15 protein-coding genes and 2 pseudogenes are annotated in these 19778 nt (G+C 64.9%); 8 read left to right on the forward strand and 9 right to left on the reverse strand.

Annotated features, from left to right (window positions below):
- Positions 1-267 precede the first annotated feature (267 nt).
- A complete protein-coding gene (gene galE / locus H7U20_RS20285) occupies positions 268-1281 on the forward strand; it encodes a UDP-glucose 4-epimerase GalE (protein ID WP_199760948.1) in 1014 nt (337 codons plus the stop codon).
- Positions 1282-1387: 106 nt separating this feature from the next.
- Here galE and H7U20_RS20290 read toward each other — a convergent pair whose 3' ends face one another.
- The 3 genes from H7U20_RS20290 to H7U20_RS20300 form a co-directional block, all read right to left on the reverse strand.
- Positions 1388-2077, reverse strand: coding sequence for a hypothetical protein (locus H7U20_RS20290; RefSeq protein ID WP_233410934.1), 690 nt, complete (start codon positions 2075-2077; stop codon positions 1388-1390).
- Between the two features lie 122 nt (positions 2078-2199).
- Positions 2200-3597 (reverse strand): alkaline phosphatase, encoded by a 1398-nt coding sequence (locus H7U20_RS20295; protein ID WP_199760949.1) that lies wholly within the window; start codon positions 3595-3597, stop codon positions 2200-2202.
- Positions 3598-3617: 20 nt separating this feature from the next.
- Complete coding sequence (locus H7U20_RS20300; protein ID WP_458351873.1) at positions 3618-5081, reverse strand: alkaline phosphatase; 1464 nt, start codon at positions 5079-5081, stop codon at positions 3618-3620.
- Positions 5082-5283: 202 nt separating this feature from the next.
- Here H7U20_RS20300 and H7U20_RS20305 point away from each other — a divergent pair, with 202 nt between their 5' ends.
- A complete protein-coding gene (locus H7U20_RS20305; protein ID WP_458351874.1) occupies positions 5284-5664 on the forward strand; it encodes a YajD family HNH nuclease in 381 nt (126 codons plus the stop codon).
- Between the two features lie 38 nt (positions 5665-5702).
- Here H7U20_RS20305 and H7U20_RS20310 read toward each other — a convergent pair whose 3' ends face one another.
- Positions 5703-7466, reverse strand: a complete 1764-nt coding sequence (locus H7U20_RS20310; protein WP_199760951.1) for a diguanylate cyclase — start codon at positions 7464-7466, stop codon at positions 5703-5705.
- 390 nt (positions 7467-7856) lie between these two features.
- Between H7U20_RS20310 and H7U20_RS20315 the strand changes: the two genes are divergently transcribed.
- From H7U20_RS20315 to H7U20_RS20330, 4 genes are read left to right on the forward strand one after another with little or no spacing between them, the layout of a single operon-like run.
- Positions 7857-10142, forward strand: coding sequence for a TonB-dependent receptor (locus H7U20_RS20315; RefSeq protein ID WP_199760952.1), 2286 nt, complete (start codon positions 7857-7859; stop codon positions 10140-10142).
- Between the two features lie 8 nt (positions 10143-10150).
- A complete protein-coding gene (locus H7U20_RS20320) occupies positions 10151-10855 on the forward strand; it encodes an ABC transporter ATP-binding protein (RefSeq protein ID WP_199760953.1) in 705 nt (234 codons plus the stop codon).
- Positions 10803-12299, forward strand: coding sequence for a DUF3526 domain-containing protein (locus tag H7U20_RS20325; protein ID WP_199760954.1), 1497 nt, complete (start codon positions 10803-10805; stop codon positions 12297-12299). Before H7U20_RS20320 ends, H7U20_RS20325 begins: the two co-directional genes overlap by 53 nt.
- Entirely contained in the window at positions 12296-13798 is a 1503-nt protein-coding gene (locus H7U20_RS20330; protein WP_199760955.1) for a DUF3526 domain-containing protein, read from the forward strand. Before H7U20_RS20325 ends, H7U20_RS20330 begins: the two co-directional genes overlap by 4 nt.
- 130 nt (positions 13799-13928) lie before the next feature.
- Here H7U20_RS20330 and H7U20_RS20335 read toward each other — a convergent pair whose 3' ends face one another.
- Positions 13929-14399 carry an Lrp/AsnC family transcriptional regulator gene (locus H7U20_RS20335; protein WP_199760956.1) on the reverse strand — a complete coding sequence of 157 codons (471 nt, stop codon included), beginning with the start codon at positions 14397-14399 and terminating at the stop codon, positions 13929-13931.
- A 326-nt stretch (positions 14400-14725) separates the two neighbouring features.
- Here H7U20_RS20335 and H7U20_RS30420 point away from each other — a divergent pair.
- Both H7U20_RS30420 and H7U20_RS30425 read left to right on the forward strand, forming a co-directional pair.
- Positions 14726-14965: pseudogene (locus H7U20_RS30420) on the forward strand (DUF1272 domain-containing protein); the annotation flags it as partial.
- A 24-nt stretch (positions 14966-14989) separates the two neighbouring features.
- Positions 14990-15307 (forward strand): annotated as a pseudogene (locus H7U20_RS30425) (gamma-glutamylcyclotransferase family protein); the annotation flags it as partial.
- 42 nt (positions 15308-15349) lie between these two features.
- On the opposite strand, the gene H7U20_RS20345 reads toward H7U20_RS30425, so the two are convergent.
- Genes H7U20_RS20345 through H7U20_RS20360 form a run of 4 tightly spaced genes read right to left on the reverse strand, consistent with a single transcriptional unit; the run spans position 15350 to position 19680 of the window.
- Entirely contained in the window at positions 15350-16942 is a 1593-nt protein-coding gene (locus H7U20_RS20345) for a PepSY-associated TM helix domain-containing protein (protein WP_199760958.1), read from the reverse strand.
- Entirely contained in the window at positions 16939-17208 is a 270-nt protein-coding gene (locus H7U20_RS20350; protein WP_199760959.1) for a hypothetical protein, read from the reverse strand. The genes H7U20_RS20345 and H7U20_RS20350 overlap by 4 nt, the downstream gene beginning before the upstream one ends.
- Entirely contained in the window at positions 17198-17491 is a 294-nt protein-coding gene (locus H7U20_RS20355; protein WP_233410935.1) for a hypothetical protein, read from the reverse strand. Before H7U20_RS20355 ends, H7U20_RS20350 begins: the two co-directional genes overlap by 11 nt.
- A gap of 11 nt (positions 17492-17502) precedes the next feature.
- Complete coding sequence (locus tag H7U20_RS20360) at positions 17503-19680, reverse strand: TonB-dependent receptor (protein WP_199760960.1); 2178 nt, start codon at positions 19678-19680, stop codon at positions 17503-17505.
- Positions 19681-19778: the final 98 nt, after the last annotated feature.

Here is a 19778-nt window from a genome sequence, read left to right on the forward strand (position 1 = left end):
CATTTGTGTCCACACGGAAATTATCGCACATTTTTTAGGCAGAATATACAAGAACCGCCGCCGCCGCGCATGTCGATCCTCCCCTGTCGGGTTCGACAACAATGCATAATCTGCAACAATGCACAAGTTCATGGTAGGCTTCAAGCTGCTAGCCGCGTCCCCGCGCAAGCTGACGCCGGCGCGGTTGACTGCAACACCCCCAGCGGACCCGCCCGACCGGCGAGGTTCTTTCCTCCACCCCAAGCAGCGACGATCAAGATGACCTCGATGACCCATATACTACTGACCGGCGGCGCCGGTTATATCGGCAGCCACACCTATCTTGCACTGGTTCAGGCGGGCTATCGCCCCGTCATCCTGGACGACTATTCGAACAGCCACCCGGCCGTGCTGGCGCGGCTGCAACAGATTAGCGGGCAGCCGGTGCTGCACGCCCGTGGCGACGTCGCCGACGTCGCACTGGTGCGCGGCCTGCTCGAACAGTACCAGGTGGCTGCGGTGGTGCATTTCGCCGCCTTCAAGGCGGTCGGCGAGAGCGTCGAGCAACCCTTGAAATACTTCGACAACAACATCACCGGCATGCTGCGCCTGATGCAGGCGATGGAGCAGGCCGGCTGCCGCCGGCTGGTGTTCTCCAGCAGCGCCACCGTCTACGGCGACCCGGACTCGGTGCCGATCACCGAGGCCTTCCCGCTGCGCCATTCCAGCCCCTACGGCTGCACCAAGGTGGTCTGCGAGGAAATGATCGCCTCGATGCTGGGCGCCAACCCGGCCTGGCGCGCCGGCGTGCTGCGCTACTTCAACCCGGTGGGCGCCCATGCCAGCGGCCTGATCGGCGAGAACCCGCAGGGCGTGCCGAACAACCTGATGCCCTATGTGGCGCAGGTGGCCATCGGCCGCCGGCAGCACCTGAACATCTGGGGCGACGACTACCCTACCCCCGACGGCACCGGCCTGCGCGACTACATCCACGTCGCCGACCTGGCCGAGGGCCACGTCGCCGCGCTCGACACCCTGTTGCGCGACCAGCGCAGCTTCACCGTCAACCTCGGCACCGGCCGTGGCCACAGCGTGCTGGAGGTGGTGGCGGCCTTCGCCGCCGCCAGCGGCCGCCCGGTGCCCTACCAGATCTGCCCGCGCCGGCCGGGCGACATCGCCCAATGCTACGCCGACCCGTCGCTGGCCCGCGAGCTGCTGGGCTGGCGCGCCAGCCGCACCCTGGCCGACATGTGCGCCGACTCCTGGCGTTGGCAGAGCGCCAATCCGGAAGGCTACGTCTAAGCCGGGCCGGGCAGCCGCTTGCGCAGAGGTGTCGCGACCTGGTACTCACCGCCCATATCCCGTTGCCGTTGGCCGAGAAGGTCGACCAACTGGCCGCGGGTTTGCGCTAGTCCAAAAAGTCGGCGTACTCCTTCTGCCCGTAGGACGCCAGATTACGCCACGGCAGCGCGCGGGTCAGGCCACCCTGCGCTTTGACTTCGACGCGGCGGTAAAACGTCGCCGCCTGGTCGCCGCTTTCAATCACCAGCGCGATCTGTTTTTGTTCATCCCACAGCACCCGATGAAACTGGCCGTTCTTGACCCGCTCGCGCCAGCGCGCGCCCGGCACGGCCGAGGCTTGGCGCGACAGCGGCATGGCCAGCACCAACCGTGGATCGATCAAGTGGTAGGCGTTCTCCCACGAACCGTCGAAACTCACGTTGTCGTACTCCGACGGCGGAATCGCGATGACCTGTTTTTCATGCGCGTCGACATATGTCAGGCGCAGCTTGCTGTTTTCCAGCGCCACATGGCGCGGCAGCATGGCGTGGTTGAACTCCTTGTGGCCGTGCCCCTTGGCCGGCTGTGCATTCGGCGGCAATACCCGCGCCACCCAGACGTGGCCGGCGCGACGCAGCATGGTTTCCTCGTAGCGCGATTCGCGCGTCACGCCGTCCGGCGTCAGCGCCTTGCTGTAGTAATGAATCTGCAAATCCAGGTCCGGGTCGGGCGAGCTGGCCAGCGCCTGCGCGTTGTTGAGCACGAGGAGTGCGGCAAGTGCGGCGAGCGCGGCACGAATAAGCGCGACGTTTTTCATAAATTGCTCTTTAAGGTTGCTCGTTAAAATTGCTGGTGAAGGTTGCTGTCCACAATGTGTTCAGGGGGCCAGGCGGACGCATCTCGCCCGCCTGACCCCCTTTGCCTGGTCCCTGAAAAAAATCAGAAACCGAAGGCCGTCTTCAGCAAGCCAAATACCTTGGTGTTGTCCAGCGTGCCCTTGAACACCTTGGCGCCGGCGCCGGTGGCGAGCAGCTTGACGTCGCCGCCGCCATGGGTTTCGCTGGCCAGGCGCACGCCGGTTTCCTGCAGATAGTTATCGGCCAGCACGGTGGCGCTGTCGAGACTGGCGCGCCGGTCGGGACGGTTCGGACCGTTGCCGAACACCAGCGTCGTGTAGCTGTTGCCGTCGGCGTCCTTGCTGGCTTTGCCGGTTTTGTAGTCGCGGTTGATGTCGAGGATAGGATTGCCGCGCTTGCCGTAGCCGTTGAAGGCCAGCGTATGGTCGTGGTCGGCGGTGACCACGATCAGGGTGTTGGCCAGCGTCGGATCGTTCAGCTTGGCCTTGGCCAGCGCGGCCTTGATGGCGTCGTCGAAGGCGATGGTGTCGACCAGGGCGCGCTTGGCGTTGGTGCCGTGCAGCGCGTGGTCGATGCGGCCGCCCTCCACCATCAGGAAATAACCCTTGTCGCCTTGCGACAGCAGGTCCATCGCCTTGGTGGTCATCTCGGCCAGGCTCGGCTGGTTGGCGCCCTCGCCGACCGGCGGCGTGGCGCTGCGGTCGAGTTCGTATTCCAGATGGCTCTTGCTGCTGTACAGGCCGATGAATTTCTTGTTCAGCGGCGCGGCCGCCATCTCGCTCTTGTTGGCGGCCACGCTGTAGCCCTTGGCGGCGAGCTCGGTCAGCAGGTTGCGGCCGTCGGCGCGGCCGGCCTTGTTGCTGGCCGCGTCGAACGGGGTGAAATGGTTGCGTCCGCCGCCCATCAGCACGTCGACGCCGTCGCCCAGCGCGGCGTTGTAGCCGGCGCCGCCGGGCGCCAGCTGGGCGGCGATGGCGTACTGCGCATTGCGGTTGCAGATGTGCGAGAAGGTCGCCGCCGGCGTGGCGTGGGTCAGCTCGGTGGTGGTGATGGAACCGACCGCCTTGCCCTTGGCCTTGGCCAGCTCCAGGATGGTGGCGACCGTGCTGCCGTTGCCGCTGGCGCAATTGTTCACGCCCAGGTTGCCGTTGGCGTCCTTGCCCGGGTTGGTGGCCACCGTCTCGGCCGACATCGAGATGACCTCGTTGTTCATCTTCACGCCGGTCATGTAGGCCGCCATCGACGGAGCGCTGTCGGTGGTCTGGGCGTCGTTCGAGTAGGTCTTGATGCGCGCGGTGCGCTCCAGCGTGTCCATGGTCAGGCTGCCGTCCTCGCCATACTTGTAGATGCGCGAGGCGGTCACGGTGGACGGACCCATGCCGTCGCCGAGGAAGAAGATGATGTTCTTGGCCTCGCCGGCGGCGTGGGCGGCGGGGGCGAAGCTCAGCGCCAGCAAGGCGGCTATCAGTGTACGTTGCATGATGAATTCCTGTAAATAAATCAAAGACCGGCGGCGTTCTTGACCAGACCGAACACCTTGGTGTTGTCGATGGTGCCGAGGAAAGTGTCCGAACCCTTGCCGATGGCGCCCAGGAACACGTCGGTGCCGCCGTGGGTTTCGCTGCCGGCGTTCATCCGCACCGCGCCCTCCTGGTGGTAGGTGTTGGCGCCACTGACGCTGTCGTCCAGGCTGGCCATGGCGGCGCGGCTGCCCTGCACGCGGTTTTCGCCGTTGCCGAAGCCGATGATCGAGTACGGCGCGCCGTCCAGATCCTTGGTCACGGCGCCGCTGACGTAGTCCTTGACCACGCCGAGCACGCCCGGATTGCCGGCGGCGGTCTTGCCGGTGCGTTTGGCGTAGCCGTTCAGCACCAGCGTGTGGTCATGATCGGCGGTGACCACGATCAGGGTGTTTTTCAAGGTCGGGTCGGTCAGCTTCGCCTTGGCGATCGCCGCCTTGATGGCGTTGTCGAAGGCCAGCGTGTCCTGCAGCGCCTTCTTGGCGGTGGTCTCGTGCAGCGCGTGGTCGATGCGGCCGCCCTCCACCATCAGGAAATAACCCTTGGCGTTCTGCCCCAGCACGTCCATGGCCTTGGTGGTCATCTCGGCCAGGCTAGGCTCCTTGGCCGGATCGCGGTCCAGGTCGTAGCTCATGTGGCTGGAGGTGAACAGGCCGAGCAGCTTGCTGGTCTTGGCGCCGTCGATGGCGTTGAATTCCGTGCTGTTGCTGGCGTAGGCGTAGCTCTTCGCCTTCATTTCGGCCACCAGGTCGCGCCCGTCGGCGCGCTTGCCGCCGTCCTTCAACGGCAGGAAGAACTGCTTGCCGCCGCCCAGCAGCACGTCCAGGCCGCCGCCCAGCGCGCTGTTGTAGCCGGCGCCGCCCGGCACCGCCGCCGCCGCGATGTCGTTCTCCAGGTCGCGGTGGCAGATGTGCGCGTAGCTGGCCGCCGGCGTGGCGTGCGTCACGCGGGTGGTGGTGACGACGCCGGTCGCCAGGCCCTGCGCCTTGGCCAGTTCGACCAGCGAGGTGGCCGGCGTGCCGTTCTTGCTGCCGCAATTGTTGGCCAACAGGTTGCCGTTGGCGTCGGGCAGCGGGTCGACCGCCAGCGTGTCGGCCGACATGGCGATCACCTCGTTGTTCATCTTCACGCCGGTCATGTAGGCCGACATCGACGGCGCGCTGTCGGTGACCTGCGCGTCGTTGGAGAAGGTTTTGACGAAGGCGGTTTCGGGCAGCGTGTCGATGGTCAGCTCGCCGTCCTCGCCGACGGCGTAGATGCGCGCCGCCGTCAACGTGGTCAAGCCCATGCCGTCGCCGAGGAAGAAGATCACATTCTTCGGCGCCGGGGCCGGGGCCGGCGCCGGCGTGTCGCTTGTCGATGTGCCGTTGCAGCCGGCCAGCAGCAGCGCGATAGCGGCGCCCAGGCCGGCTATGAGGGGGGCTTTGCGTGTCATGTCATTCATCCAGCGTGATTGAGAAGACGCGAATGTAGCAAGCCTGTGTGACGGGTTCATGACCGCAAGCGGGCGCCAGGGGGCCAGCCCGCCGGGCGCGGGCTTGTTTTGATCCGGCCGGGTCCGACTCGGCGCATCCGCCGGGGACTATAATGGCGGCCATACCGCCGGCGCGCGAGGCCGCGCCTGTTTCAATGTTTAAGGAAAGTGAATGGCCATGATTCAAGGAAAAAAACCGGATGCCGCACGGCTCGACAAGATCGTCGCCGACGCCCGCCGCGCCGCCGACACGCGCGAGCTGGGCTATCGCGAGCGCTCGCTGAAGATGTATCCCTGGGTTTGCGGCCGCTGCACCCGCGAGTTCACCCGCGCCAACGTGCAACAGCTGACCGTGCACCACCGCGACCACAACCACGACAACAACCCGCCCGACGGCAGCAACTGGGAGCTGTTGTGCCTGTACTGCCACGACAACGAGCACTCGCGCTATCTGGAGGCCGACCGTGGCCACGGTCTGCTGGCCGAGAGCATGCAGCCGGCCACCCACAATCCCTTCGCCGCCCTGGCCGGTCTGATCAAGAAAAAAGACTGAGCCTGCCGGGCCTGCCGCCCGCCGCCGCCGCCGCCGCGTCAGGATTCGGCCTGTTCCGCCTGCCTTGGCTGCGGCGACTCCAGCCGCTCCGCCGCAGCAGTGACGCCGTTTGGCGCCTCCGTCGACAAGGCCGATACGACGCGGTTGCGTCCGCTCTGCTTGGCGGTGTACAAGGCCGCGTCGGCGCAGCGCATCAGCGCATCGGCTTCGTCGCTCTGGCCGCTGGACGTGGCCACGCCGATCGACGCCGTGACGGTGACGAGCTGGCCCTTGGCCCTGATATCGATGCCGGCCACCGCCGCGCGGATCGCCTCGGCCCGCTGCACGGCGGCGGCCAGATCGCAGTCCGGCAAAATCACCACCAGCTCCTCGCCGCCGAATCGGCAGGCGACATCGACCGCGCGTATGCTATTGCGCAGCACCTCGCCGACCTTGCGCAACAGCAAATCGCCGGTGTCATGGCCATACGTGTCGTTGACGCGCTTGAAGTGATCGAGGTCGAGCAAAATGACGGACAGCGGGCTCTGGCGCCGATTCGCCCGCAGTTGCTCGCGTTTGAGCACCTCGTCCATGTAGCGGCGGTTGTACAACTCGGTCAAGGGATCGATGACCGACTGCTGCCGCAGCTTCAGGCGCAGCTGGACGTTGCTCAAGGCCAGGGCCACCTGCTCCGCCAGTTGGACTATCCATTGCTTGCGCTGCGCGCCCACCTCGCCGCTCAATTCCTGGCCGACCACGGTGATGCAGCCAATCACATCGCCCTGCGCCACCAGCGGCAGGCAGAGGCGCGGCGACGCCACGTGCGATTGGTCGCAATGGCGGCATTGCAGGGCATGCTCGCCCTCCGCGAAATGCTGGCCGCCCTTGCGCAAACCCCAGCAATCGAGCAGTTCCAAGGTGCCGCAATCGTCCTTTTCCGCGCCCCACTGGGCTTTGCGCTCGAGGATGTCGCGCGAATTCCGGTATAGATAAAGGGAACCGCTCAGCTTGGGCAGCAGGCGGCCGAAATAACGCGAAATGATGATCGAGGATTCATCCACCGATTCGGCCAGGTCGAGCGCATGCATCAATTCGGTCCCGCCGGCCAGTTGTTCGTTGCGCACGGAGGTCAGTTGCACGCTCAACTCCAGCGCCTCGGCGGCATTGCGCGCGGAGCGCTCGGCCTGGTGGCGCCGGCGCAAGGCCGAGTTGGCCGCCAGCAAGGTCGCGGCCAGCGCCGCAATATTCGCCAGGGTGGCCGCCAAGCCAAGATGGGCGGCAAACCGGGCGCTATTGATGGCCAACTGCCGCAACTCTTTGCGCCGCTCGGCGTTGCTGGCCACCTGCTGCGCCGTCAAGGTGCGCAACGTTTCAATCTGCGCCTTGTCGCTGCCGCCGGCATAGGTCGACACCAGCGCCTGGGCGGCGTCGAAGCCGCGTTCCCGCCGCGTCCGCACCGTTTGCTCCAGCGAGGCCAGCCTCACCTCGATGGCCCGTTCGAGTTGTTTGAACGAGGCGCGCTCGGCATCGTTGAGCGTTTTGCCGCGCAACTCGCCGATGGCGACGGGCAGCAAATCCAGCGCCGCATAGTAAGGCCGCAAGTACTCCTCCTTGCCGGCGACGACGTAGCCGAGCTGGCCGGTTTCCGCATCGCGCAGCAAGTTGCGCAGCGCCAGGAAGTCGCGCTCGCGTTGCCCCACTACGGTCAAGTCCGCCATCGCGCTTTGCACCCTGACCTCCAGCAGGTAGGGAATGGTCGCCACCAGCGACATCACCACCACCACCAGCCCGGCCGACACCTTGAGCGCGGTCTCAATTTTCATGGGATAGCCTAACTTGACAGTCGATTGCCAAACGGGCATCCCCGTGACGGCGAGCGGCACCGTCGGGTGCGGCGCCCCCCCGAAACTAGACTTGCACAAACAACACTATAGACGTGCTTGCGCCCAATAAATACTCACTTTGTCACGACAGACATATTTCCCACAATTGGCGCCCCGGGTGCTCGGCACCGGGCATCAGGCATCAGGCATTGCGAACGGGCGGAATATTTTTTAATGCAAGCGTATTGCATTAAAGGCGAGATGAAATTATGATGCAACTCGATTGCATTAAAAACCGTGTGCGCCGGCGCATGCACCGCCGTTCCCGGGCATATGCCCGCGAACTCCCCCACCACCACAGTTCAGCACATGAAAACAAGCATCCGGCCTATGGCCGCAGCAATTTCCCTCGCCCTCGCCACGGGCGGCCACGCCTACGCGGACGAGCCCGCCGCCGACGCCACCCTGCAAACCGTCACCATCAACACCAGCCGCAGCCCGCTCGATCCCAACCTGCCGACCACCAGCGCCAGCAAAACCCAGGAAGAACTGCGCCAGCAACAGAACATCTTCAATCCGGAAGATGCCTTGCGCAACATGCCCAGCATGACCATCCGCAAGCGCTACAGCGGCGACCGCAACGCCCTGGTTGGCGGCCGCAGCTTCTCCACCACGCAGGCGCCGCGGGCGCTGGTCAGCATGGACGGCTACCTGCTGTCGAACTTCCTCGGCCGCTTCGATGCGCCGCGCTGGAACATGATCGCCCCGGAGGAGATCGCCCGGGTCGACGTGCTGTACGGACCGTTCTCGGCCCTGTATGCCGGCAATTCCATCGGCACCACCATCGCCATCACCACCAGTCGCCCCACCGCTTTCTCCGGCGCGCTGCGCGTGGCGACGCAAGACCAGTCCTACGACCAGTACGGCTTGAAGGGCCACTACCGCAACTATCAGGGTTCGGCGCTGATCGGCGACAAGCTCGCTTCCGGCCTCTGGTACAAATTGATGCTCAACCATCAGGACGCCACCAGCCAACCGATGAACTACGCCATCGCCACGGCCGACGCCGCCGGCGGGTTCGCGGCGCCGGGCGGCGGCGTCGCCACGCCGGTCAGCGGCGTGGTCTACGATACCGGGCCGTTCGGCATCCGCCGCGCCATCCTGGGCGCGAATGGCGGTTCCATCGACCACACGCGGCAACACACGGCAAAGGCGAGCTTCGGCTACGATTTCAGTCCGACCTTGGGCGCGGAAGGCTTTGTCGCCTGGTGGCGGAACGATACCGTCACGCGCAACCAGACCTTCCTGCGCGACGCCGCCGGCAAGGCCGTCTGGTCCGGCCGCGTCAGCGACGGCGCCAATGTCTTCGTGCTGCCGGCGGCGGCGTTCGCCCCCTACACCCGCGAGGAACAGCACGCGCAAGCCGGCTTGACGGTCAAGAGCCGCCACCGCAGCGGCTGGAACGGCAGCGTCTCGGCCAGCGCCTACCGCATCCTCGGCGATGTGCAACGCAACGCCGGCAGCGCCGATCCGCTGGCCGCCAACGGTGGCCCCGGCAGCGCCGTGTTACGCGACGGCAGCGGCTTCAATTCCATCGACGCGCAAGCCACCTACACGCCCGGCGCCGGCGATTGGACCGGCGGCGCGCATGCCCTGGTCCTGGGTGTCCACGCCGACAACAACAAGCTGAAACAGACCACCCGCGGCACGGCGGACTGGCGCAACGCGAATGGCGCGGAGAGCCAGTTCGTCGGCGGCGAAACGCGAACCTTTGCGCTGTACGCGCAAGACGCCTGGCGTTTTGCGCCGCAGTGGCACGCCACCTTCGGCCTGCGGGCGGAGTCCTGGCAAGCCAGCGACGGCGTCCAGCGCGCCCTACCCGCCAGTCCACGCAACTATCCGCGCCGCAGCGAACGGGCCTGGTCGCCCAAGTTGTCGCTCAACTGGGAAGTCGATGGCGACACCACGCTGCGCCTGTCGGCCGGACGCGGCACGCGCTTCGCCACCGTCTCGGAACTGTTCCAAGGCACGGCGGCCGGCAGCAGCATCGTCATCAACGACCCCGATCTCAAGCCGGAACGCTCGACCGCCCTGGAGCTGATGGCCGAGCGGCGCTATGAACTGGGCAGCCTGCGCGCCTCGCTGTTCCAGGACGACGTGCGCAACACCATCTGGAGTCAGTTGAATCTGAACGTCTTTCCCAACGTGAGCAATGTACAGAACGTCGGCCGCGTGCGCACGCGCGGCCTGGAACTGGTCGGCCGGCTCGACCGCCTGGGCGTCCATGGCCTGAGCGCGGAGGCCAACATCGCGTTTAGCAAGTCGACCATTCTGGAGAACCAGAACTACCTGCCCTCGGTGGGCAAAGACTGGACGCGCGTGCCACGGGTGCGCTCATCCAGCACCTTGACCTATGCGCCGGCCGACAGCTGGAGCGCCTCCGCCACCTACCGCTACTCGGGTGCGCAGTTCAACGAGATCACCAACAGCGACCACAACACCGAAGTCTACGGCGCCGTCTCGCGCGTCAGCCAGCTCGATGTGCGTTTGCTGCTCAAACCCGCCAGGAATACCGAGGTGGCGCTCGGCGTCGACAATTTGAACAACAACCGCGCCTTCCAGATGCACCCATATCCGGGCCGCACCCTGTTTGCCGAAGTGCGCTACGCTTTTTAGGAGCCTGCATGATACACATTGAAAAACTCAGCAAACGCTATGACGGCAGAAGCGTGGTCGACAGCCTCGATCTGCACGTGCGCGGCGGCGAAATCTACGCCCTGCTCGGGCCCAACGGGGCCGGAAAATCCACCACCATCGGCTGCCTCCTGGGCTTTGTCGCGGCCGACGAAGGCAGCATCCGGCTGGCCGGCTCCTCGCTGCCACCGGCGCAGGCGGCGGTCGAACACGCCGCCTATATCGCCGAAAACGTCGCCCTGTATGAACGCCTGACCGGAGTCGAGAACGTCGAGTTCTTCATGCGCCTGCTCGGCATCCGGCCGCGCCGCAGCGAAATCGAAAGCCTGCTGGCACGCGCCGGACTGCCCGAGCATGCCTGGCACCGCATGGCCCACGGCTACTCGAAAGGCATGCGGCAGAAAGTCGGCATCGTGATGGCCCTGGCCAAGGGCGCCAAGGTGCTGGTGCTGGACGAGCCGACCTCCGGTCTCGATCCGGAAGCCAGCGTCGCCTTCGGCGAGCTGGTACGCGCCCTGGCCGACGACGGCGCCGCCGTACTGATGGCGACACACGATTTGTTCCGCGCGCAGGAATTGGCGGATCGTTGCGGCATGCTGGTCGGCGGTCGACTGGCGGGTGAATGGAAACTAGGAGAATTGAATGCAGGCGAACTTGAACGCAACTACCTTGACATCCTCGCCCGCCGCGTCTGAGCGACGCGGCGGCACGGCGCGCTGGCTGCTGGCCTTCGCCGGCACCTGGCAGGCCGACTGGCGCGAGCGCCGGCGCGACTGGCGCGTCTGGCTGGTGGTCGGCGTCGGCCTGGCCCTGGCCTGCTGCGCCGCGCTACTCTCCGCCCTGCAGCTGAGCGCCACCTTGGATGCCCGCGGCAGCGCCCAACAGGCGGAACAACAACGCTGGTCGCAGCAGGGCAAAAAGTATCCGCATGCCGCCGCCCACTACGGCGTGTATGTGTTCAAGCCCCTGTCGGCGCTGGCCGCGCTGGACCCCGGCATCGAGCATTACGTCGGCGCCAGCGTCTGGCTGGAGGCGCACAAGCAGAACGAATTGGTGTACCGGCCGGCCAACGACGAGCCCGGAGTGAATCGCCAGTTCCGCCTCAATCCGGCCTTTGTGCTGCAGGTGCTGGCGCCCATGGCCATGATCTTCCTCGGCTTTGGCATGTTCGCCGCCGAACGCGAGCGCGGCACCCTGGCGGCCTTGCGCATCAACGCCGCGCCGCTCAGCGCCCTGGCGCTGGCACGCGGCGCGGTGCTGCTCTGCCTGGCCATGACGCTGGTCCTGCCGGCATGTGTCGCGGTGGGCGTGCTTGAGTGGACCTTGGACAGCCGCAGTCCGTTCAGCGACGGCACGCTGCGCGCCGCCCTGTTCACCATGGGCTATCTGGTGTATCTGGCCACCTGGGCCGCCTTGATCGCCGCCGTCTCCGCCTGGGTGCCGAATTTGCGTTCAAGCCTGGCGCTGCTGATCGGGCTGTGGGCGTTCACCACCCTGGTGTTGCCGCGCGCCGCAGTCGAACTGGCGCAACTGGCGGCGCCGCTGCCGACCATGCAGCAATTCCGCGCCGGTCTGGATGACGCGCTGGGCATGGCGGATGATCCCGCGCAGGAGAACCGCGACAAGGAACAACTGCTGCGTCAGTACGGCGTGAAGGACGCCAAGGACTTGCCGGTGAATTGGGCCGGCGTCAGCCTGCAACGCAGCGAAAGCCATGGCGACCATGTCTTCGACGAGCACTACGGCGCGCTGTTCGATGCCATGCGCCGGCAGAGCGCCACGGCGGCCCTGGCCGGCTGGCTGTCGCCGGCGGTGGCGGTGGCCGGCCTGTCCAGCGCGCTGGCCGGCAGCGACACGGAACACCATGTCCAGTTCATCAACGGCGCCGAACAGCAGCGTCGAACGATACAACAAGTGATGAACACGGCCATTACCGCGCACCGCGAGAAGGACGGCGTGCGCCATGACGGCGACCAGTCGCTGTGGGACCGGGTGCCGCCGTTCCGCTTCCTGTTCAACGCACTGGACATGGGCAGCCTGCTGGCACGCCAGATCCTGCCTTTGCTGACGCTCTTCATTGCCAGCCTGCTGCTGTGCGCCGCCGGCTTGCGCCATCTACGTAATGGGAATTTACGATGAAACAGATTTTCACCCTGATCGCCTACGACCTGCGCAGCCAGTTGCGCGAGCGCGGCACCATCGCCCTGCTGTTGGTCAGCCTGCTGCTCGCCGCCTTCGGACTGTTTGAGGGCGCCCGTTTCGACCGCCACAGCCGCCAGGCGGTGAGGGCCGCAACGGCCCAGGAGGCGCGTGCCAAGAGCGATGCCAACACCCTGGCGCGGCGCTACTTTGCCGATCCGGCGGCGGCGGAATTCGCCGATCTGCAGTGGTATCGCACGGCGATCGACGTGCGCGGCTACACCTTCCGCGAGCACGTCGGCTTTGCCGGCAAGCCCGCCGTACCGGGCGCCGCGCTGGCCATCGGCCAGGCCGACCTGCTGCCGCCCTACGTGCGGGTACGCGCCGAGTCGATGGCCTCGGTGCGCACGGCAGCCGAGATCGAACATCCGGCGCTGTTGGCGGTGGGCCGCTTCGACCTGATGTTCTTCGTCGTCTACCTGTGGCCCTTGATACTGCTGGCCCTGAGCACCTCCGTGCTGACCCAGGACCGCGAGAGCATGCGCCTGCGTTCGCTGCAGTTGCAGGGCATACGGCTGGGCCGCATGCTGGTGGCGCAGATCGCCGCGCGCGCGCTGATCGCCACGGCGCTGTTGACGGCGACCTGTGTCGGCGCGGCGCTGCTGTTTGGCGCCGTCGCGTTCGACCTGGCCGGCATGGCGGCGCTGGCCAGCTGGAGTGGCGTGGTGCTGCTCTACTCGATGTTTTGGGCGGCGGTGGCCATCGCCATCTGCGCCGTGTGCGGCAACCGCATGACGGCAGCCTTCGCCGGCTTTGCCGCCTGGCTGGTGCTGGCGGTGCTGCTTCCCGGCGCGCTGACCGTGATGATCCAACTGGGCGCGCCCGTGCCGCAGCGCGAACTGTATGTGCAGGCCATGCGCGACGCCGGGGATCAGGTCGCGGCCAACAAGCTCGATAGCCTGGCGCGCTTCTACGACAGCCATCCGGACTGGAAACCGGCCGCCTCGCTCGACAAGGTATCGTCGAGCGTCTCGCGGTTATTGCGGGCGCAGGAGCTCGAACGTGTGATGGGCGGCGTCGAACAGCAATTCGAGCGGGCCAAACAGGACCAGCAGCGCATGTTCGAGGACGTGCTCGTGCTGAGTCCAGTGACCTTGACGTATCAGGTCCTGGCCGGCCTCGCCGGCAACGACGGCGCGCGCCACCAGCGTTTTCTCGATGAGGTGCAGCGGCACCAGCGGCGTCTGCGCGATTACTTCCAGCGCGTGATACAGCTGTCCGCGCTCGGCGATGAGCGTGCGCCATGCCCGAACACTTGCCTGGGCGGCTACGGCTTCCGCGATTTCGATCAGGTGCCGGTCTTCGCGCCCACGTCGGCATTGTCGCAAGTTGGCAGTTGGGGCAGGCAGTTGCTCTCGCTGCCGCTGTGGACCGGCGCCCTGCTGGGGCTGGCCGCCTTGCTGCTGGCACGCGCGCAGCGCCGCAGCGCCAACAGCTAGGCAACCAAGCAACCACACAACCACACAACCACACAACCAAGTGTCGCCGCCCACCGAGGGCGGCGCGCTTGATGTGGAATCGCTAGCGATGATGGTCGGCGAACGCCGGGTCGAGCGGGGCCTCGTGCTTCTATGGCAAGCGCAAGGCCGTCGGAAGTTGATCGCCTGGCACGCGCGGTCTGTCCTCGAACTGCGTGGAAAGCACGATCGATGTCGTGGTTTTTCCGATCGGCGCCAATGAACTGATGAGCGATTGCAAATGTTCGGGCGCCGTCACCGCAACACGCAGTAAAGCACAGTGGCTGCCGGTGGTCGCATGCAGCGCCAGTACCTCCGGGTGTGCATTCGCCCACGTATCGAGAGCCTCATGTGATTCAACAGTAATGTTGATCAACGCCTCGAAAATGTATCCGAGGGCGCGTAAATTGATACACGCCGTGAACCCTGTGATCACCTGCGCCTCTTCCATGCGTCGCACGCGCTCGGCAACGGCGGGCGAGGTAAGGTGAATTCTACGGCCAATTTCCGAAAAACTGAGGCGCGCATTGGTTTGCAGGAGCGCGACAATCTTGCGATCGTAAGTATCGAGTTCAAAATTCAAGGTAAGGCTTTCAAAAAATGGGGATGCGGTCGCACACGACCAGCCGTCTATCCTGCATAGCCCCAAAGCGGTCAAACCTTAACATAGTCACTCTATTGTCGACCACGGGTCAAGCGGTAACATTCCGCGATTGTCGAGGCACTCAGGCAGTGTATTGATTTTCAAAAGAGTGGCAATTTGGCGATCGCAAATACCCAGTTTAAAAATCAAAGAAAACTCCCCAAAAAACCTTCAATTCTGTCGCAAACCACCGCTCAATTCCGTCGATCTTGCGTTGTTCCCAAGCCGATAGCGCCCTATCATGGGGGCCAATACAGGAGAGCGCCATGCTGCAAATGAAACCTAGCTGCGAATGCTGTGACAAAGACCTTCTCGCAGAACAATCCGGTGCTCGCATCTGTTCGTTCGAATGCACATTCTGCGAAGCTTGCGCAACGACTTTCGCGGCCATCTGCCCGAACTGCGGCGGTGAGCTTGTCGCGCGGCCGAGTCGATCACTTGCCAAGCTCGTCAACAATCCTGCTTCCATGCACCGCGTGCACAATCCGGCTGGCTGTTCCCGCGCTAAGACGCAACTGCTCTTTTCGTATGGAACGCTCCAGCAGCGTGATGTGCAGCTGGCCACCTTTGGGCGGGAGCTTCAAGGTAGCGCCGACCAATTGCCAGGTTTTCAACTATCTATGGTGAAAATTGAAAACCCGGAGGTTGTCAAGACCAGCGGGAAGAGCCACCATCCCATCGTTAGGCAAACGGGAATAGCGAAAAAACACGTTGCCGGTACCGTCTTCGAGGTGACGAATGATGAACTCGCGCACGCAGACAAATATGAAGTATCCGACTACAAGCGCGTCTCCGCTCCACTGTCCTCCGGACGAACCGCTTGGGTTTATGTCGCCGCGCGCGCATAGTGCGGTCCGCGCATCGCATTCAGGCAGCCGTGGCCGCCCAAATCAGGCCGCCTCTCGTCGCTGCCCTGCTTCGACGGCGCTGATCGCGCGCAGCGACCAGACGCTATGCGGATCGCCGTGGCGGCCGCGATGGAGCACGGCGCGGGCCATCTTCCAGTACAGGGCGGCGAAGACGATCGCCACCAGCGCCACGCCGACAATCACGCCGTCGCCCCGCATCAGCGACTGCAGGGGATTGCTGCCGCTGCGATACCATTGCGCCAGCGGGATCGCCGCCGTCAACGCGGCACAGAGCATCAGCAGTTCATGCGCCGCGCGGGCCGGCGGCCGCGCAAAGGCCCACGCCACGCAGGCGAAGAAGACCGCGTAGTAGCCGCGCTGCTCCCACAAGGGCAGCTCGCCCGGCGCCAACTTGCTCAGCACGAACACGGCGGAGACGCCCGCCACACAACCCAGGCAAACACCCAAGGTGGCTTGCGCCATCAGCCGTCCGCTGCGCGGCTGCACCAGTTGCTGACGCTTGCGACGCGCTTCCACCCACAACAGATTACCGCTGTAGAACAGGAAGGCGCCCGACATGCCGAGGATGAAGTAGGTCCACTTCACCGCAGCATGGCCGAAGTTGCCAAAGTGTAGAGCTTGCAGGCTGCGCAGGAAGCGCGTGCCCGGGCTGTACTGCGCCGGCGTCACCACGCGCACCACCCCGCCGCTGCTAGCGCTCAGCACCACCGCCGCCGTACTGCTCACCGTGTGCTGATGGATTTTGCCGTAGGCCTGCACCTGCGCGTTGGCGTCGCCCAACTGGTGATAGGCCATCGTCTCCACTTGCATACCGGGCGCGGCGCGCTGTATCGCCGCCAGCAATGCGGACGCCGGCAAGGTCGTCGCCGCCACCCCCGAGGCGGTGGGTGGCGCCGCCGCCGAAATATCCGGTCCCACGAAATTGAGCAGCTTGCCGTCGAAGACCAGGTACTGGAACGGCGCCATCAAAATCACACCGAGCGTCAAAATCGCGCTGCTCCACGCATACATCAGATGGAAAGGCAACGACAGGATGCCGACGGCGTTATGCGCGTCCTGCCACATGCGCTTGATGTTCTTGCCTATCCGCAGCGCGAACAAGTCCTTGAGAAACAAGGGCGCATAAATAATCACACCGCTGGCCAGCGCCAGCCCATACAGCAGGCAGATCACGCCCAGCACATAGATGCCCCAGCTGAGCGGAAAGCCGGCCGAATAATGCAGGCGGTAGATAAAGTCCACCATCTGTGAATACGGCTTGACGTCCTCCAGCTGCCCCGCCTCGTTCAGACGGAAATGGTGCTCGATCTCACCGCCGTCCTTGAGCTCCTCGTCCCAATCCAGCGACAGATTCGGCGCGTGTCGCGACGGCAGGTGCAGGAAGACCGACTGCTTCGCCTGCGGATGGGCCTTGAGTACCGCATCGATCAGTTCTTGCACACGTGCCGTCGACTCGACCGGCTTGGCTCTTGACGATGCGGTTTCCCACGTCAGCAACTCCTCATGGAAGATCGTCACCGCGCCGGCATAAAAGGCGATGAACAGACAGAAGCCGGCCACCAATCCCACCCAGGTGTGGACCGAAATAAAAGTACGTAGGGTCGACGATTTCATCCGGCCACCTTAATCAGGCCGCTGGCCTTGAGAAAATGCAGCGCGGCGAAGCCGGCCAGTGTCAGGCCGCCCATCCACAACCAGGCCCGCAAGCCCGTCTTGAACAGGAAGGCCATGATCATGGCGCCAACCCACACCAAAAAAAACAGCAACAACAAAGGCAGCGTGGTGCTGTGCTGATCGCTGCTCAACAAGGCGATAAAGCCCACCACCAAGGTCGATAGGGGAAGTCCGAGAAAGGCCGCCGCCGTCGATTTACCCAACATGGCGTGCCCCCTTTTTTGGCGGCCGCCGGCCGCGCCAGGCCGCATCCAGATACGGCAGCGCGACCAACAACAGCATGAAGCCGGACAAGGCGATACAGACGCCGCACCAGGCGCCGTAGGCCTGCGCGGCCGAGGCCACGGCGCCGGCCAATAAGGGCGGCGTCAGCCAACGCAACAGCCCTGCCCGCGCCGGCGCGGCGCGCCACAAGGTTTGATGCGGCGACGCCAGGTACAGGCTGAGCGCCGCCAAGCCGGCCAAACAGATGCAGATCCAACTCATCATTTCCCTCCCCTTCAGATCTTGCCCTGCACGCCGAAGCCGAACTGGCGCGCGTTACCCAGCGTGACGGCGTAGCGATCGGTAACAGAGGTCAGATGGTTGGCGGTGATGTAGCGACGGTTGCTCAAGTTGCTGCCGAAGGCGAACAGCGACACGCCATTGGCCAGGGTGTAGGAAGCCTTGCCGCCCAGGACGGTGTGGCCGTCGTTGCGGTCTTGGTTCACGGGGTCGGTGAAGGTGCTGCTCGTATGCACCACGTTGCCGTTCAGCAGCCACCGACCCGGCGTCCAGCTGAAGCCAGCCGACACCGTTTGGCGTGGCGAGCGGGCGAACTGCTTGCCGCCGAAGTCGCCGTCCGGCGTAACGAAGTCGATGAAGCGCGATTTCGACAAGCCCAGCGCGCCGAACAGCTCCAGTTGCGGCATCACCTTGCCGCGCACCTCGGCTTCCAGTCCCTGCAGGCGCGAGCTGCCGGCGTTGACGAAATAGGTGTCCAGCGAGCCACGGCCGACGTTGACCTGCTGGTCGGTCCAGTTCACCCGATAGGCGTTCAGCGCCAGCATCATGCCGTTATCCAGCACGCCCTTCAGCGAGGCCTCGTAGTTCTTGGTGAACTCCGGGCCGAAGGCGTTCGAGCCGCGCTGATAGCTGTAATCGACGCCGCCGGTGCGGTAGCCGCGCTGCGCGGTCAGGCCGGCGACCCAGCCCGGCACCAGCGCGTAACGCAGGCCCAGCTTGGGCAGCCAGACGGACGTGTCCGTCTCAAGATTCTGCCTGCCGTCGGCACTGAAAATTCCGCCGGCGATCAACTGGCCGACCATCATCGTGGCCAGCGGCGAGGTGCCGTTGGTGGCGCCGGTCAGCACCCGCGTCTGGCGCTCGGCGTCATAGCGCAAGCCGGCGGTCAGGGTCAGCTTGTCGATCGCATAATCGAGTTCGGCGAAGGCCGCGCGGGTCTGGGTTTTACGCCCTTCCAGATTGCCGCGCTTGATGAATTCGGCGCCGTAGGCCGCATCGCACAAGGCCTGCACCGGGCACTGGCCGGTCAGGCCCAGCACATACGACAGCGGCACGGTGAACATATCGTCCGCGCTGTAATTCGCGTTCAGGTAGTAGACGCCCGCCACACCCTTCAGTTGATGGCCCAGCAGCGTGGACTCGAAGTTGGCCCGCGCCTCCTGCGAAAACTGGCGATCGATATTTTCGCCGGTGCGGTAGCCCTGCTTCAGTTCCGTGGCATCGTAATCCTGCACGCGGGAATACAGGTTGTGCGAATACGTGGTCAGCAAAGTGAGGTCGGCGCCGCCGGCGTTAAAGGTCTGTTCCAGCGCGACGGAGCGGGTGTGGTTGTCCGAAGTGCGCGCTTCGTTGGAGAGATTCTGCCGCGCCGAGATCGGCCGGGCCACCGCCTCCACCGAGTCGCTGCCCAGACGCTGCCTGTCGTCGACCAGGGTGAGCAGCGCCTGGTAACGCTCGCCAAACGGCGTCACGCGCAGTTTGGCGCGCAAGGTGTGGCCATCGTCGTGGTTGAAGCGCTTGTCGTCGCGGCTCGGATTGTAGACGTCGCCGTCGCGGCGGCGCTGCTCGAAGGTGACGCGGCCGGCCAGCACCTGGTCGACGATGGCGCCACCGCCCGCCACCGCCAGGCGGCGCGCATTCTGGTTGCCGGCACTCAGGCGATAGCTGAAGTCCGGCAGATCCGAAGGATCGCGGGTCTTCAGCACCACCGCGCCGGCCAGCGAGTTGCGGCCCTGATTGGTCGATTGCGGACCGCGCAGCACTTCCACCCGGTCGGCGTCCCACACGCTCAGGTTGTTGATCGACTGGCCAAAACCGTCCTGCGCCACGCCATCGACCACCATGGTGATGGTGCGGCCGCCGCCGCCGGTCGGGCCGGTGGAGTGAATGCCGCGTATCGACAAGCCCTCCGCCGTGCCGACGTTGGCCATCTGCGCGGCCACGTCGTCCAAGGTGGTGATGCCCGATTCGGCAATCTGGCGGCGGTTGCGCGAACCGACGCTGGCGCTGCTGTCATTTTCCGTGCGCTTCAGCTTGTCGCCGCCGATCACCACCCGCTCGACCGCGCCGGCCGGATCGGCCGCCGCGGCCGCGTCCTTTGCCGCCTCATCCGCACTCGCCTGCCAACTTGCCATTACCCCAACCAAGGCCAACACCATCACTTTGATACGCATTTTTTCTGTTTTTCCATTTGAATGAGAATCAATCTCAATTATACAAATTGTAAATGAGAATCATTGTCCGAAACAAGAAATTTTATCCAATAGGCATT

The organism is Rugamonas violacea, assembly GCF_016461825.1.
In the GTDB taxonomy this organism is placed as follows: Bacteria; Pseudomonadota; Gammaproteobacteria; order Burkholderiales; family Burkholderiaceae_D; genus Rugamonas.